Annotated in this window: 16 protein-coding genes; 13 read left to right on the top strand and 3 right to left on the bottom strand. The window is 59.9% G+C overall.

Going from position 1 to position 13,331, the window contains the following annotated elements:
- Positions 1–24 precede the first annotated feature (24 nt).
- Positions 25–414: a bactofilin family protein gene (locus tag GJA_RS21335; protein WP_038496315.1), complete on the top strand. Its 390-nt coding sequence runs from the start codon at positions 25–27 to the stop codon at positions 412–414.
- 50 nt (positions 415–464) lie between these two features.
- Positions 465–827, top strand: coding sequence for an iron-sulfur cluster insertion protein ErpA (gene erpA, locus GJA_RS21330; RefSeq protein WP_038496312.1), 363 nt, complete (start codon positions 465–467; stop codon positions 825–827).
- Between the two features lie 85 nt (positions 828–912).
- Here the strand turns inward: erpA and GJA_RS21325 are convergent, their stop codons facing one another.
- The gene (locus GJA_RS21325; protein WP_038496309.1) at positions 913–2,010 is read right to left on the bottom strand and encodes an anhydro-N-acetylmuramic acid kinase; all 1,098 of its coding nucleotides are present in this window, start codon (positions 2,008–2,010) and stop codon (positions 913–915) included.
- Between the two features lie 103 nt (positions 2,011–2,113).
- Complete coding sequence (locus GJA_RS21320) at positions 2,114–3,496, bottom strand: M23 family metallopeptidase (RefSeq protein ID WP_038496306.1); 1,383 nt, start codon at positions 3,494–3,496, stop codon at positions 2,114–2,116.
- Positions 3,497–3,650: 154 nt separating this feature from the next.
- On the opposite strand from GJA_RS21320, the gene tyrS reads away from it, so the two are divergent.
- From tyrS to GJA_RS21265, 11 genes are all read left to right on the top strand, one after another.
- Positions 3,651–4,916: a tyrosine--tRNA ligase gene (gene tyrS, locus GJA_RS21315; protein ID WP_038496303.1), complete on the top strand. Its 1,266-nt coding sequence runs from the start codon at positions 3,651–3,653 to the stop codon at positions 4,914–4,916.
- On the top strand, positions 4,913–5,359 hold the full coding sequence (gene dtd, locus GJA_RS21310; protein WP_038496300.1) for a D-aminoacyl-tRNA deacylase: 447 nt from the start codon (positions 4,913–4,915) through the stop codon (positions 5,357–5,359). Before tyrS ends, dtd begins: the two co-directional genes overlap by 4 nt.
- Positions 5,360–5,403: 44 nt before the next feature.
- Entirely contained in the window at positions 5,404–6,057 is a 654-nt protein-coding gene (locus tag GJA_RS21305) for a YbhB/YbcL family Raf kinase inhibitor-like protein (protein WP_038496299.1), read from the top strand.
- 3 nt (positions 6,058–6,060) lie between these two features.
- The gene (locus tag GJA_RS21300) at positions 6,061–6,705 is read left to right on the top strand and encodes a histidine phosphatase family protein (protein ID WP_038496296.1); all 645 of its coding nucleotides are present in this window, start codon (positions 6,061–6,063) and stop codon (positions 6,703–6,705) included.
- 115 nt (positions 6,706–6,820) lie between these two features.
- Entirely contained in the window at positions 6,821–7,849 is a 1,029-nt protein-coding gene (gene dusB, locus GJA_RS21295; protein ID WP_081905520.1) for a tRNA dihydrouridine synthase DusB, read from the top strand.
- Between the two features lie 114 nt (positions 7,850–7,963).
- Complete coding sequence (locus GJA_RS21290) at positions 7,964–8,197, top strand: helix-turn-helix domain-containing protein (protein ID WP_017877573.1); 234 nt, start codon at positions 7,964–7,966, stop codon at positions 8,195–8,197.
- 158 nt (positions 8,198–8,355) lie between these two features.
- A complete protein-coding gene (purH, locus tag GJA_RS21285; RefSeq protein ID WP_038496289.1) occupies positions 8,356–9,942 on the top strand; it encodes a bifunctional phosphoribosylaminoimidazolecarboxamide formyltransferase/IMP cyclohydrolase in 1,587 nt (528 codons plus the stop codon).
- A 193-nt stretch (positions 9,943–10,135) separates the two neighbouring features.
- Complete coding sequence (gene ruvC / locus GJA_RS21280; protein WP_038496286.1) at positions 10,136–10,675, top strand: crossover junction endodeoxyribonuclease RuvC; 540 nt, start codon at positions 10,136–10,138, stop codon at positions 10,673–10,675.
- A 45-nt stretch (positions 10,676–10,720) separates the two neighbouring features.
- The gene (gene ruvA / locus GJA_RS21275) at positions 10,721–11,299 is read left to right on the top strand and encodes a Holliday junction branch migration protein RuvA (protein WP_038496284.1); all 579 of its coding nucleotides are present in this window, start codon (positions 10,721–10,723) and stop codon (positions 11,297–11,299) included.
- Positions 11,300–11,313: 14 nt separating this feature from the next.
- Positions 11,314–12,369: a Holliday junction branch migration DNA helicase RuvB gene (ruvB, locus tag GJA_RS21270; RefSeq protein WP_038496281.1), complete on the top strand. Its 1,056-nt coding sequence runs from the start codon at positions 11,314–11,316 to the stop codon at positions 12,367–12,369.
- The gene (locus GJA_RS21265; protein ID WP_038496279.1) at positions 12,369–12,833 is read left to right on the top strand and encodes a YaiI/YqxD family protein; all 465 of its coding nucleotides are present in this window, start codon (positions 12,369–12,371) and stop codon (positions 12,831–12,833) included. Before ruvB ends, GJA_RS21265 begins: the two co-directional genes overlap by 1 nt.
- Before the next feature lie 41 nt (positions 12,834–12,874).
- Here GJA_RS21265 and GJA_RS21260 read toward each other — a convergent pair whose 3' ends face one another.
- The gene (locus GJA_RS21260) at positions 12,875–13,330 is read right to left on the bottom strand and encodes a DUF2147 domain-containing protein (RefSeq protein ID WP_038496276.1); all 456 of its coding nucleotides are present in this window, start codon (positions 13,328–13,330) and stop codon (positions 12,875–12,877) included.
- Between the last annotated feature and the right edge of the window lies 1 nt (position 13,331).

The following is a 13,331-nucleotide window of genomic DNA, read 5'->3' as shown; positions in this document are numbered from 1 at the left end:
CAGCTGATCGCGAAGGAAAGCGCCATGTTTGTCCGCACTGCGAAGTTGCCGATGGATAGCTTGATCGGCTCGGCCACCCGGCTGGTCGGCGATATCGTGTTCGAAGGCGGCTTGCGCATCGACGGTCATGTGCGCGGCAATGTCACCGGCGACACCAGCCAGCCCAGCTACCTGGTGCTGAGCGAACATGCGAGCATCGAGGGCGAGGTGCGTTGCACGTATTTGCTGGTGAATGGCGAGATCAGCGGGCCGGTACATGTGAGCGAATTGCTTGAAATCCAGCCGAAAGCCCGCATTATCGGGGAAGTTTATTACAAAGTACTGGAAATGCATGGCGGTGCGCGGGTAATGGGGCAACTGAGTTACCTCGACGGCGCCGACGCCATATTGCATTTGGCAGTGTCCGAAGCGTGACTTGCGCCAACGGTCTATAATGAGTCCATGTTTTCAAGTAGGAGTATGAAATGAATGCCGTCGCCGAAATGCAAGATGTAATCCCTGCACCTATCGTCTTTACCGATAGCGCTGCTGAAAAAGTCGCGCAACTGATTGAAGAAGAAGGCAATCCAGACCTGAAATTGCGCGTATTCGTACAGGGTGGCGGTTGCTCCGGCTTCCAGTACGGCTTCACGTTTGACGAAATCGTCAACGAAGACGACACCACGATGGTCAAGAATGGCGTGCAATTGTTGATCGATTCGATGAGCTACCAGTACCTGGTCGGCGCTGAAATCGACTACAAGGATGACCTCGAAGGCGCCCAGTTCGTCATCAAGAATCCCACCGCGACCTCGACCTGCGGCTGCGGTTCCTCGTTCTCGGTCTAACAGCCGTAGCGGGTGATATATTGCAATAGCGGATCCACGGATCCGCTATTGGTGTTTCTGCACCATTCATGATCATGACTGGTCATTAACGGGGGTACAGCGCGCCCAATATGCGCTCGCCCTGGGCACCGGTCACTGCCGCCAGATTGCCCGCCTGGCGTTGCGTAAAGCGGTATGCCAGCCAGGCGAACGCCAGCGCCTCGACCCGGTTCGGCGCCACGCCCAGCACTGCGGTCGATTCCACCGTCACTTTGTTATCCAGCGCCACCGCCAGTTGCGACAGCAGCGTGCCGTTGTACGCGCCGCCGCCGCAGACATACACGGCATCCGCCGCCGGAGCGTACTGCTGGATCGCTTGCGCCAGGCTCAGCGCGGTTAATTGGGTCAGCGTATATTGCACGTCTTCCGGCCTGGCGTCGGCAAACGGCAGCAGCTTTTCGGCCAGCCATTCCATATGGAACAGGTCGCGTCCGGTGCTTTTCGGCGCCGCCTGCGTAAAATACGGTTCCGCCAGCAAGGCTTGCAGCAAGGCGGGAATTTCCTTGCCGGTCGCGGCCCACGCGCCAGCGGCGTCATACGAGCGGCCCTGGTGGCGCGCGATCCAGCCATCCATCAAGGCATTGCCGGGACCGGTATCGAAGCCGATCACCGCGCCATCGCCATGCAAGACGCTGATATTGCTGATGCCGCCGATATTGGCGACCACCCGCGTGCGGCCGGACTGGCCGAACCGGGCCTGGTGAAACGCCGGCACCAGCGGCGCGCCCTGGCCGCCGGCCGCCACGTCGCGGCTGCGGAAATCGGCGATCACGTCGATGCCGCTCAGTTCGGCCAGCAGCGACGGATTATTGGTTTGGCGCGTAAAACCCAGTTCCGGGCGGTGGCGGATGGTTTGCCCATGCACGCCGATGGCAACGATTTGCCCGGCGCCGATGGCGTTATCGAGCAGTAGCTGCTTGACGCAATCGGCGTAATGGCGGACCAGTTGATTGGCGGCCAGCGCCTCGCGCTCGATTTCATTGTGGCCGGCGCTTTGCAGCGCCATCAGGTCGCTGCGCAACGCGGCCGGGAAGGGCACGTAGGCGGCGCCGATGCCGCGTGCCGCGCCATCCGTGAAATCGACCAGTTCGCCATCGACGCCGTCGAGGCTGGTGCCGGACATGAGACCGATGAAGTACGCCATACGCTGATCCTTGAAAAGGGAAGATGATGGCGTATTTTGCCTGAGCCGGCGAAAAAAAGCCCCGCCCATTTTGCAATGGCGGGGCTTTTAAGAGCCGCAACGATCAGCGCGACGCCAGTGCCGTATCCGTTGGGCGCAGCAGCGTGAAGCGGTGCATCATGTCGGCCGACACCAGGCGGAAGCGGTTCAGCTCGGCTGGCGTCAACGGCGCCTGCGCTTGCACATTGATGGTGTTGGGATCCTTGGCTTCGCCGGCGACCCGGAATTCATAGTGCAAATGCGCGCCGGTCGACCAGCCGGTGGTGCCGACGTAGCCGATGACTTCGCCCTGGCTCACTTTTTGGCCTTTTTTCAGGCCGGTCGCGAAGCGGCTCATGTGGGCGTAGGCGGTGCTGTAGTTGGCCCAGTGCTTCAACACCACCACGTTGCCGTAACCGTTTTGCATGCCGACCGATTCCACCGTGCCGTCGCCGGACGCGCGGATCGGGGTGCCGGTGGCGGCCGCGAAGTCGATGCCTTTATGCTGTTTCCAGTTGCCGGAAATCGGGTGCACGCGCATCGAAAAGCCGGAGGAAATACGGGAGAATTCGAGCGGGGACTTGAGGAAGGCTTTTTTGAGGGACTTGCCGTCGAAGCTGTAATAACCGCCGCCTTGCTTGCTGGCTGGATCTTCGAACCAGACCGACTGGAAGGTCTTGCCGCGGTTGGTGAATTCGCCGGCCAGGATGCGGCCGACCTTGACCATTTCACCGTCTTGCCAGAATGTTTCATAGACCACGTTGAACGAGTCGCCGCGCTTCAAGTCGCCGCGGAAGTCGATATTGGTGGAAAACATTTCGACGATTTGCGCCGAAATCGAATCCGGCAAACGGGTGCCGTCCAGGCTGGAATCGGTGGCGGCGAACAAGGTCGAGGTGATCTTGCGCGCGTGCATTTCAACCCGGCGTTCCAGCTGGGCCGGCGCTTCGGTCGAGACAAACGAGTCGCCCTTGCGTGTCACCATGATGTTTTTCACGGCGGCGCTGGACGATTTATCGGTCGGATCGGACAAGGTGGCGCGCAACCACAGCAATTCGCCGGTCTCGGAGGTTTGCGCCTGGACGCGCTTGCCCGATTTCAGCAGCATCACGCCGCGCGCGATCTTGTCGCTCTTGATGAACTTGGCCGCCGCGTCATCCACCACGCCAAGACGGGTCAGCAAGGTGGCGAGGGTGTCGCCGGCGCGGACTTTTTCTTCGTGGGTGAATTTCTGGTCGTCTTGCTCGTTCGCGGTGATTTGCGCGGCCAGGTTTTGCGGCAATTCGAGATTTTCGGCCACCGATACCACCGGCAAGTCCGATGCGTCCGGGGCGAGCGGAGCCACGCCGGCGGCGCCGAACGCGCACAAGGTCAGCACCACCGCCGAAGCGCTGATAATGCGCGCCTTGCGTGTCGATGCCACCAGTGTGTACAAGCGGGAGCTTGTGATTTTATGTATAGGGCTCATGCAATCAGTTAAAATTTGCCGCTTGAACGATTCGTGAACTAAAGCTCTTTTTTATTGTTATTTTGGTTCGTTTTCATACGGCAAGATTGATGGAATCGGGCATTATAACAAACTCCGCAAACCTACTACCATTTCGATACAAACTATATTATTTATGGATACCAACTTCACCGCATCGCCCCAGAAGGCCAGCGCCGCTGCCACCGCACTGCCATTGTCGGACAGAGTGCAAGAAGCCCTTGCGATCACCAAGCGCGGTGTTGAAGAACTGTTGATCGAAAGCGAATTTGCGCAAAAACTGGCGCGCTCCGAACAAAGCGGCGTCCCGCTGCGCATCAAACTGGGCCTGGACCCTACCGCACCGGACTTGCACCTGGGTCATACCGTGGTGCTGAACAAGATGCGTCAACTGCAAAACCTGGGCCACCACGTGACGTTCCTGATCGGCGATTTCACGTCGATGATCGGCGATCCATCGGGCCGTAACATCACGCGTCCTCCGCTGACCAAGGAGCAGATAGAACTTAACGCAATGACGTACTTCGCGCAAGCATCTTTGGTACTGGACGCCGCAAAAACCGAAATTCGCTATAACTCCGAGTGGTGCGATCCGCTGGGCGCGCGCGGCATGATCAAGCTGGCGTCGCACTACACGGTGGCGCGCATGATCGAGCGCGACGACTTCACCAAGCGTTTCAAGGAAGGCGTGCCGATTTCGGTGCATGAATTCCTGTATCCGCTGATGCAGGGCTACGACTCGGTGGCCCTCAAGTCGGACCTGGAACTGGGCGGTACCGACCAGAAATTCAATTTGCTGGTCGGCCGCGAACTGCAAAAGCAGTACGGACAAGAACAACAGTGTATTTTGACCATGCCGCTGCTGGAAGGTTTGGACGGCGTCGAAAAAATGTCGAAATCGAAGAATAACTACATCGGCATCACCGAACCGGCCAACACCATGTTCGCCAAGCTGATGAGTATTTCCGACGTGATGATGTGGCGCTATTACGAATTGCTGTCGTGGCGCTCGATCGCCGAGCTGGCCCGGCTGAAGGCGGAAGTCGACGGCGGCCGCAACCCGCGCGACGCCAAGGTGGCGCTGGCGCAGGAAATCGTGGCCCGCTTCCACGACCAGCAGGCGGCCGAGGATGCGCTGGCCGACTTCGTCAACCGCTCCAAGGGCGGCATCCCGGACGATGTGCCGGAAGTGGCGCTGACTGGCGCGCCGCTGGGCATTCCGCAATTGCTGAAGCAGGCTGGCCTGTGCCCGTCGACGTCGGAAGCGATGCGCATGATCGAACAGGGCGGCGTGCGCATCGACGGCAGCGTCATCAGCGACAAGGCATTGAAAGTCGAGGCCGGTACGCTCGTGCTGCAAGTCGGCAAGCGCAAATTCGCGCGTGTCACCTTGAGCGCATGATCGCGCTGTTGCAACGCGTCAGCCACGCCAGCGTGGTCGTCGATGGCCGCACGATAGGCGCGATCGGCGCCGGCTTGCTGGTATTGCTGTGCGCCGAGCGCGGCGATACCGAAAAGGAAGCCGATGCGCTGCTGACCAAATTGCTGGCTTACCGCATGTTCAGCGACCAGGCCGGCAAGATGAACCGCAGCCTGGCCGACGTGGCCGGCGGCTTGCTGCTGGTGCCGCAATTTACGCTGGCGGCCGACACCAAGTCCGGCTCGCGGCCATCGTTCACGCCGGCCGCCAGTCCGCAAGACGGCTTGCGCCTGTTCGATCATGTGGTTGCCCAGGCGCGCGGCAAGCATGGGCAAGTCGAGACCGGACAATTTGGCGCCGACATGCAAGTGTCGCTGACCAATGATGGTCCGGTGACGTTCTGGCTGCAAGTGTCGCCTAAATAAGTACGCAGAGTACGCAGATCAATCACGTCGATGGAGACCGGCAAATGAAACTATGGAGCGATTCTTTCCGCAATGGCGGGCTCATCCCTGCAGAATTCGCGTTTGCCGAGCCCGATCCTGCGGCCCATGTGATGCAGGCGGGCAACCGCAATCCGCACCTGGCGTGGGACGACGTGCCGAACGGCACCGAATCGCTGGCCCTGTTTTGCATCGACGGCGATGCGCCGCTCGATGGCGGCAACGTCAATCAGGAAGGCAAGATCGTGGCGCTGAATACGCCGCGCGGCGACTTTTTCCACTGGAGCTTGCTGGACTTGCCGTTGACCTTGCGGGTGCTGGGCGCCGGCCAGTTTTCCAGCGGCGTCACGGCGCGCGGCAAATCCGGCGCGCCAGTGGTGTCGGCGAATGGCGTGTCCTTGCGCCAGGGCTTGAACGATTACACCGGCTGGTTTGCCAACGACCCGGACATGGCCGGCGACTATTACGGTTACGACGGCCCATGTCCACCGTGGAACGATGAACGCTTGCACCACTATATATTCCGGCTGTATGCGCTCGACGTGCCGCGGCTGGAACTGGCAGCGGGCTTTAGTGGACAGCAGGCGCTGGCCGCGCTGCACGGCCATATCATCGATGAAGCCCAACTGATCGCCGCCTATTCGCTGAATCCGGGACTGGCGTCTACCTTGAAGAAATAACTGATGAGCACCAGCATTATATTGATACGCCACGGCGAAACCCCGTGGAACGCCGAGCGCCGCTTGCAAGGGCATATCGACATTCCCTTGAACCAGGAAGGGCAGCGCCAGGCCGATGCGATGGCGCGGGCCCTGGCGGACGCGCCGTTGTCGGTCATTGTCGCCAGCGATTTGCAGCGCGCGCGCCAGACCGCGCTGGCGCTGGCTGGCCACCATGGCTTGCCGGTGCACAGCGACATCCAGTTGCGCGAGCGTTGTTATGGCGCCTTCGAAGGCTTGTTGTACGCCGACATCGAGCGTCAATATCCGGCTGAATATGCCGAGTGGCAAGCACGCCAGATCGACGCGGTGATGCCGTCCGGCGAGCGGGTCGCAGAAAGTTTCCGCCAGTTTTCGCAGCGTTGCGTCAGCGCCATCGCCGCGTGGGCGGCGCGCCACGATGGAGAGACTATTGCACTGGTAGCCCATGGCGGCGTGCTTGAGTGCGCCTACCGGGCGGCGCTCGGCATGTCGCTCGACAGCCCGCGCGACTTCCAGGTCAAGAACGCCAGCATCAACCGCTTTTCGTACAGCGACGGCAGATTGAGCCTGCTGCAGTGGGGCGACGTCGCCCACTTGAGTGCCGCTGCGATGGATGAACTGGCCTGATCCCGGTTTTATAACGGCAAAATTGGGTAGCCTGCTTGTCCAATAAAAAATAGTGCTTATTAATTAGGCAGCGATCGGTTAAAATAGCAGGTTCCCCCATCCATCAGGTTCTCCAGTGCAAATCGGCCCACACATACTGCGCAACAACGTTTTCGTCGCTCCGATGGCCGGGGTGACGGATAGGCCGTTCCGCCAGTTGTGCAAGCAATTGGGCGCCGGTTATGCCGTGTCGGAAATGGCGGCGTCGAATCCGCGGCTGTGGGCCACCGAGAAAAGCTCCCGGCGCACCGACCACGATGGCGAGATGGAACCGAAGGCGGTGCAGATCGCCGGCGCCGACCCGCAAGACCTGGCCGATTGCGCCAGGTTCAATGTGGACCGCGGCGCACAGATCATCGATATCAATATGGGCTGCCCGGTGAAAAAGGTCTGCAATAGCTGGTGCGGTTCGGCCCTGTTGCAAAACGAAAGCCTGGTCGAGCGCATCTTGCACGCGGTGGTCAATGCCGTCGATGTGCCGGTGACGCTGAAATTCCGCACCGGCTGGAACCGCGAAAACAAGAATGCGCTGACGATCGCGCGCCTCGCCGAGCAAGCCGGCATCCAGATGCTGACCTTGCATGGCCGTACCCGCGCCGACGGTTACAAGGGCGATGCGGAATATGAAACCATTGCCGCCGTGAAAGCGTCGGTCAAGATTCCGGTGGTCGCCAATGGCGATATCACGACGCCTGAAAAGGCGCGCCTGGTGCTCGACCGAACCGGCGCCGACGCCGTGATGATCGGCCGCGCGGCGCAAGGGCGGCCGTGGATTTGCCGCGAAATCGATCACTTCTTGCGCACCGGCACTTTGCTGCCGGCGCCGTATGTCGATGAAGTGCGGGCGCTGATGGACGAACACTTGCGCGCCCATTATGCGTTTTATGGCGAATTCCTCGGCGTGCGCACGGCGCGCAAGCATATCGGCTGGTATGTGCGCGACTTGCCGGGCGGCGAAGAGTTCCGACAGAAGATGAATTTGCTGGAATCGACCGAGCTGCAATTAGTTGCAGTGGATCAATTTTTCGAGTCGCAATGGAAATTTGGCGAACGGTTACAATACCGCCTCGCTGAAGACCATGCCGAAGAAAACCTCGCAGCATAAAGACATACAGACAGCAAAAGTTACAGAAAAAAGGGCGAACGCCTTACCGTCACGCGTTTTATAGCGGCACGAAGATAGCGTCATGACATATTAATTAGCCGAATGAATCGTAAAATGAGTAAAGAAAGTATCCAGGAAGTCGTCCAGAAGAGTCTAGAAGAGTATTTCAACGACCTCGGCGAGCAGCAAGCATCGAATATCTACGACATGGTCGTGCTGACCGTGGAAAAACCGATCCTCGAAGTGGTGATGACGCGCGCCGACGGCAACCAGTCGCACGCCGCGCAAATGCTGGGGATCAACCGCAATACCTTGCGCAAGAAGTTGCAAGAGCACGGCCTGCTGTAAGTTTCCTGGCGCCGCGAGCGGCCGCGCGCCGTTTGCGCCCCGCTTGCTGTTGCTCGCTTCTATTGTTCCTTGTATTGCCGCTTGCATTGCCCCTTGAATTGCCCCTTGCGTTGCCGCCATCCTATCCGCCAAGAACACTTAACAACCTAGCCATTGCCATGATCAAACAAGCCCTGATTTCCGTTTCCGACAAGACCGGCGTTCTCGATTTTGCCCGCGCGCTGTCCGCGCTCGGCGTCCATATCCTGTCCACCGGCGGTACCGCCAAGTTGTTGGCGGATAACGGCGTGCCGGTGACGGAAGTCGCCGACTACACCGGTTTCCCCGAGATGCTCGATGGTCGTGTCAAGACCTTGCACCCGAAAGTACACGGCGGCATCCTGGCGCGGCGCGATTTCCCCGAGCACATGTCCAAGCTGGTCGAGCACGATATGCCGGCCATCGACATGGTGGTGGTCAATCTGTACCCATTCCAGGCGACGGTGGCGAAAGATACGTGCACGCTGGAAGACGCGATCGAAAACATCGATATCGGCGGCCCGACCATGCTGCGCTCGGCGGCCAAGAATCACAAGGACGTGGTCGTCATTTGCGATCCGACCGACTACGGTACGGTACTGGCGGAAATCAAGGCGGCCGACGGCAAGGCCGGTGCGGTCAGCTACGACACCAAATTCATGTTGGCCAAGAAAGTGTTCGCGCACACCGCGCAATACGACGGCGCCATCACCAATTACCTGACCAGCCTGGGACCGAACAAGGCTCACGCCAGCCGCAGCCACTACCCGCAAACGCTGAACGTCGCCTTTGAAAAAGTGCAAGACATGCGCTACGGCGAAAACCCGCACCAGAGCGCGGCGTTTTACCGCGACCTGAACGTGGCCGATGGTTCGCTCAGCAACTACCGTCAATTGCAAGGCAAGGAATTGTCGTACAACAATATCGCCGATGCCGATGCCGCATGGGAATGCGTCAAGAGCCTGGGCGGCTTCGACCAGAGCGCCGCTTGCGTCATCGTCAAGCACGCCAATCCTTGCGGCGTGGCATTGGGCGCCAATGCGGCCGAAGCATATGCACGTGCCTTGAAAACCGATCCGACGTCGGCATTCGGCGGCATCATCGCCTTTAATACCGAACTCGACGGTGCTACCGCCGGCGAAATCGCCAAGCTGTTCGTCGAAGTGCTGATCGCGCCATCGTTCTCGGCCGAAGCGAAAAAAATTCTGTCGAGCAAGCAAAACGTGCGCATGCTGGAAATTCCGCTGGGCAATGCCGTGAATGCCATGGATTTCAAGCGTGTCGGCGGCGGTTTGCTGGTGCAATCGCCGGATGCGAAAAACGTGCTGATTTCGGATTTGCGCGTGGTTTCCAAATTACAGCCTACCCAGCAGCAATTGCAGGATTTGATGTTCGCCTGGCGCGTCGCCAAGTACGTCAAGTCGAATGCGATCGTATTCTGCGGCAATAACATGACGCTGGGCGTAGGCGCCGGCCAGATGAGCCGCATCGATTCGGCGCGCATCGCGTCGATCAAGGCGCAAAACGCCGGCCTGTCGCTGGCCGGCTCGGTAGTCGCATCGGATGCGTTCTTCCCGTTCCGCGACGGTCTCGACGTGGTGGTCGACGCCGGCGCGAATTGCGTGATCCATCCGGGTGGTTCGATGCGCGACCAGGAAGTGATCGATGCCGCCGATGAGCGCGGCGTCGTGATGTTGTTCACGGGTACCCGTCATTTCCGCCATTAATCTAAATAATGCCTGATAAACCTACTGCGCAGCCTGATTTGCCGCTTCCGATGCTCACTGTGCATGCGCACAGCTCCGCTTCTCAGCCGCAACTCAAGCCGCTCGCTACGGTTTCCTAGGCATTATGAGGATGCATAAACGGCAGGCCCCGGTCAATCGCCGGCGCCTGCCGTATTCATTATAGAATCAGGCGATGATCATACTCGGCATAGATCCAGGCTTGCGCACCACCGGTTTTGGCGTCATCGACAAACAGGGCGGCAAGCTGCGTTACATCGCTTCCGGCACCATCAAGACGGTGTCCGGCGGCGACTTGCCGTCGCGCCTGAAGATCATCTTGCAAGGCATTAGCGAAATCGTCGCGACTTACCAGCCCGATTGCGCGGCGATCGAAAAAGTCTTCGTCAACGTCAATCCGCAATCGACCTTGCTGCTCGGCCAGGCGCGCGGCGCGGCGATTTGCGCGCTGGTCGGCGCCGATCTCGGCGTGGCCGAATATACTGCGCTGCAAGTCAAGCAAGCCGTTACCGGCCATGGCAAGGCTGCCAAGGAGCAAGTCCAGGAAATGGTGGCGCGCTTGCTGACCTTGCCCGGCTTGCCCGGCAGCGATGCCGCCGATGCATTGGGTGTTGCGATTTGCCATGCCAACAGTCATGATGCGCTGGCCATGATCTCCGCGCTGGCGCCCGGCTTGTCCGGTTTGCGGATGAAACGCGGCCGGCTGGTCGGCTAAACTATACTGATTTCCTCATTTCACTTTTTTCTCCAGGCTATAGCCATGATAGGTCGTCTCTCCGGTATTTTGCTTGAAAAGAATCCGCCGCAATTGCTGGTCGATTGCCAGGGCGTCGCTTATGAAGTCGATGTGCCGATGAGCACTTTTTATAACTTGCCGCACGTCGGCGAAAAAGTCGTGTTGTTCACGCACCAGGCGATCCGCGAAGATGCGCATCTGCTGTTTGGTTTCGGCAATGCCGAGGAGCGTGCCGTGTTCCGCCAATTGATCAAGATCACCGGCGTCGGCGCGCGCATGGCCTTGTCTATCCTGTCTGGCATGACCATCGCCGACCTGGCGCAGGCGATCACGCTGCAAGAATCCGGCCGCCTTGTCAAAGTGCCGGGCATCGGCAAAAAGACCGCCGAACGCTTGCTGCTGGAATTGAAGGGCAAGCTGGGCGCCGACATCGGCGCCGGCGGTGTGCACGCGGTGCCGGATGCGCAATCGGATATCTTGAACGCCTTGATGGCGCTCGGTTATTCCGATAAGGAAGCCGTGCTGGCGCTGAAAAGCGTGCCGGCCGGCAGCGGCGTGTCCGATGGCATCAAGCTGGCGCTCAAGGCGCTTTCTAAAGGTTAAACAAGGTAATCAGCATGAGCATCCAGACCGACAATTTCACCGAGCAACGCATCATCGATGCCGCGCCGGCTTCGCCGAATGAAGAGGCGATCGAACGCGCGCTGCGCCCCAAGCATCTCGAGGAATATGTCGGGCAGCAAAAAATCCGCGACCAGCTGGAAATTTTCATTGCCGCCGCGCGCCAGCGCAAGGAAGCGCTGGACCACACCTTGCTGTTCGGTCCGCCGGGCCTGGGCAAGACCACGCTGGCGCACATCATCGCGCGCGAAATGGGCGTCAACCTGCGCCAGACTTCCGGCCCGGTGCTGGAACGGCCGGGCGACCTGGCCGCGATCCTGACCAACCTGGAAGCGAACGATGTCCTGTTCATCGATGAAATCCACCGGCTGTCGCCAGTGGTCGAAGAGATCCTGTATCCGGCGCTGGAAGATTACCAGATCGACATCATGATCGGCGAAGGCCCGGCCGCCCGTTCGGTGAAACTCGACTTGCAGCCGTTCACGCTGGTCGGCGCCACCACCCGCGCCGGCATGCTGACCAATCCGCTGCGCGACCGCTTCGGCATCGTGGCGCGGCTGGAATTTTACAACACCGCCGAACTGACCAGGATTGTCACTCGCAGCGCGGCCTTGCTGAAAGCGCCGGTCGATGCGGACGGCGCGCGCGAAATCGCCCAGCGCGCCCGCGGCACGCCGCGTATCGCCAACCGCTTGCTGCGCCGGGTGCGCGACTATGCCGAAGTCAAGGGCAACGGCGACATCACCAAATCGGTGGCCGACAAGGCGCTGGTGATGCTCGACGTCGATACGGTCGGTTTTGACGTGATGGACCGCAAATTGCTGGAAGCGGTGCTGTTCAAGTTCGGCGGCGGCCCGGTCGGCATCGGCAACCTGGCGGCGGCGATCGGCGAAGCGGCCGACACCATCGAAGACGTGCTGGAACCCTACCTGATCCAGCAAGGATTTTTGCAACGCACGCCACGCGGCCGCATCGCCACGCCGGCGGCGTACGCCCACTTCGGCGTCAGCGCGCCGCGCACCAACCCGAACGGCGAATTGTGGGACCTGTGATGCAGATCTGGGTCGATGCCGATGCTTGCCCGGTGGTCATCAAGGAAATCCTGTACCGCGTCGCGGACCGGCTGGAATTGATGGTCACGCTGGTGGCCAACCAGGGCTTGCGGGTGCCGCCGTCGCGTTTCATCCGCAGCGTGCAAGTGCCTTCCGGCGCCGACGTGGCCGACCAGGAAATCGTGCGCCTGCTGAGCCCGGGCGACCTGGTCGTCACCGGCGACATTCCGCTGGCGGCCGACGTGCTGAAGAAGGGCGCTTTTGCGCTCAATCCGCGCGGTGAGTTTTATACCAACGATAATATCGCCCAGCAACTGACGATGCGCGCGTTTTTGGAAGAGTTACGTGGGGGCGGGGTGGACACCGGCGGCCCGGCGGCGTTCAGCCAGTCGGACCGGCAGCAATTTGCGAACAGCCTGGACCGGCATTTGCACAAGCACGCCAGACAGGCGCCGGCGGCTTGATAAAAAAGGGGACGGTATCGACCGGCCCCTGATGTTCATTGCTATTCTTCGCGCAACCAGGTTTGCGAACGGCCAAACATCGGCACGCCGACATAACCGCGCACTTGCAATTTCTTGCCGCTCTCGGTTAGTTGAAGCTTGCTTTTGTAGGTTTTTCCATCTTTCGGATCGGTGATTTCGCCGCCGTTCCATTCATCGCCGTCTTTTTTCAAGCCCGACAAAATGACCAGCCCGATCATCGGCTGGTCCTTTTTGTCGCCTTTGCATTGGTCGCATTTCGGGTTTTGATCCTCTTCCGGAGCACGGAACAGTTTTTCGATCTTGCCTTGCAATACGCCATTGCTTTCGGTAATGCGGACCAGCGATTTCGGCTTGCCGCTGACATCGTCGATGGTTTTCCAGACCCCGACGGGCGAGCTGTCGTCGGCCCAGGCCGACGACATGGCAACGGTCAACAGACTTGCCGCGAGAACACTTACTTTTACTAAATTACGCATC

The organism is Janthinobacterium agaricidamnosum NBRC 102515 = DSM 9628 (assembly GCF_000723165.1).
GTDB classification, from domain to species: domain Bacteria; phylum Pseudomonadota; class Gammaproteobacteria; order Burkholderiales; family Burkholderiaceae_D; genus Janthinobacterium; species Janthinobacterium agaricidamnosum.
The sequence above is the reverse complement of the archived record's forward strand: the minus strand, read 5'-3'. Positions and strand labels throughout refer to the sequence as shown.

What these genes read in the sequence shown, in the direction of transcription:
- ruvC (WP_038496286.1), top strand. Translation starts at nt 10,136, where the DNA reads ATGATCATACTCGGCATAGATCCAGGCTTGCGCACCACCGGTTTTGGC.
- GJA_RS21305 (WP_038496299.1), top strand. Translation starts at nt 5,404, where the DNA reads ATGAAACTATGGAGCGATTCTTTCCGCAATGGCGGGCTCATCCCTGCA.
- GJA_RS21325 (WP_038496309.1), bottom strand. Translation starts at nt 2,010, where the DNA reads ATGGCGTACTTCATCGGTCTCATGTCCGGCACCAGCCTCGACGGCGTC.
- GJA_RS21260 (WP_038496276.1), bottom strand. Translation starts at nt 13,330, where the DNA reads ATGCGTAATTTAGTAAAAGTAAGTGTTCTCGCGGCAAGTCTGTTGACC.
- GJA_RS21300 (WP_038496296.1), top strand. Translation starts at nt 6,061, where the DNA reads ATGAGCACCAGCATTATATTGATACGCCACGGCGAAACCCCGTGGAAC.
- erpA (WP_038496312.1), top strand. Translation starts at nt 465, where the DNA reads ATGAATGCCGTCGCCGAAATGCAAGATGTAATCCCTGCACCTATCGTC.
- dtd (WP_038496300.1), top strand. Translation starts at nt 4,913, where the DNA reads ATGATCGCGCTGTTGCAACGCGTCAGCCACGCCAGCGTGGTCGTCGAT.
- GJA_RS21290 (WP_017877573.1), top strand. Translation starts at nt 7,964, where the DNA reads ATGAGTAAAGAAAGTATCCAGGAAGTCGTCCAGAAGAGTCTAGAAGAG.
- ruvB (WP_038496281.1), top strand. Translation starts at nt 11,314, where the DNA reads ATGAGCATCCAGACCGACAATTTCACCGAGCAACGCATCATCGATGCC.
- GJA_RS21320 (WP_038496306.1), bottom strand. Translation starts at nt 3,496, where the DNA reads ATGAGCCCTATACATAAAATCACAAGCTCCCGCTTGTACACACTGGTG.
- tyrS (WP_038496303.1), top strand. Translation starts at nt 3,651, where the DNA reads ATGGATACCAACTTCACCGCATCGCCCCAGAAGGCCAGCGCCGCTGCC.
- ruvA (WP_038496284.1), top strand. Translation starts at nt 10,721, where the DNA reads ATGATAGGTCGTCTCTCCGGTATTTTGCTTGAAAAGAATCCGCCGCAA.
- GJA_RS21335 (WP_038496315.1), top strand. Translation starts at nt 25, where the DNA reads ATGTTTGTCCGCACTGCGAAGTTGCCGATGGATAGCTTGATCGGCTCG.
- purH (WP_038496289.1), top strand. Translation starts at nt 8,356, where the DNA reads ATGATCAAACAAGCCCTGATTTCCGTTTCCGACAAGACCGGCGTTCTC.
- GJA_RS21265 (WP_038496279.1), top strand. Translation starts at nt 12,369, where the DNA reads ATGCAGATCTGGGTCGATGCCGATGCTTGCCCGGTGGTCATCAAGGAA.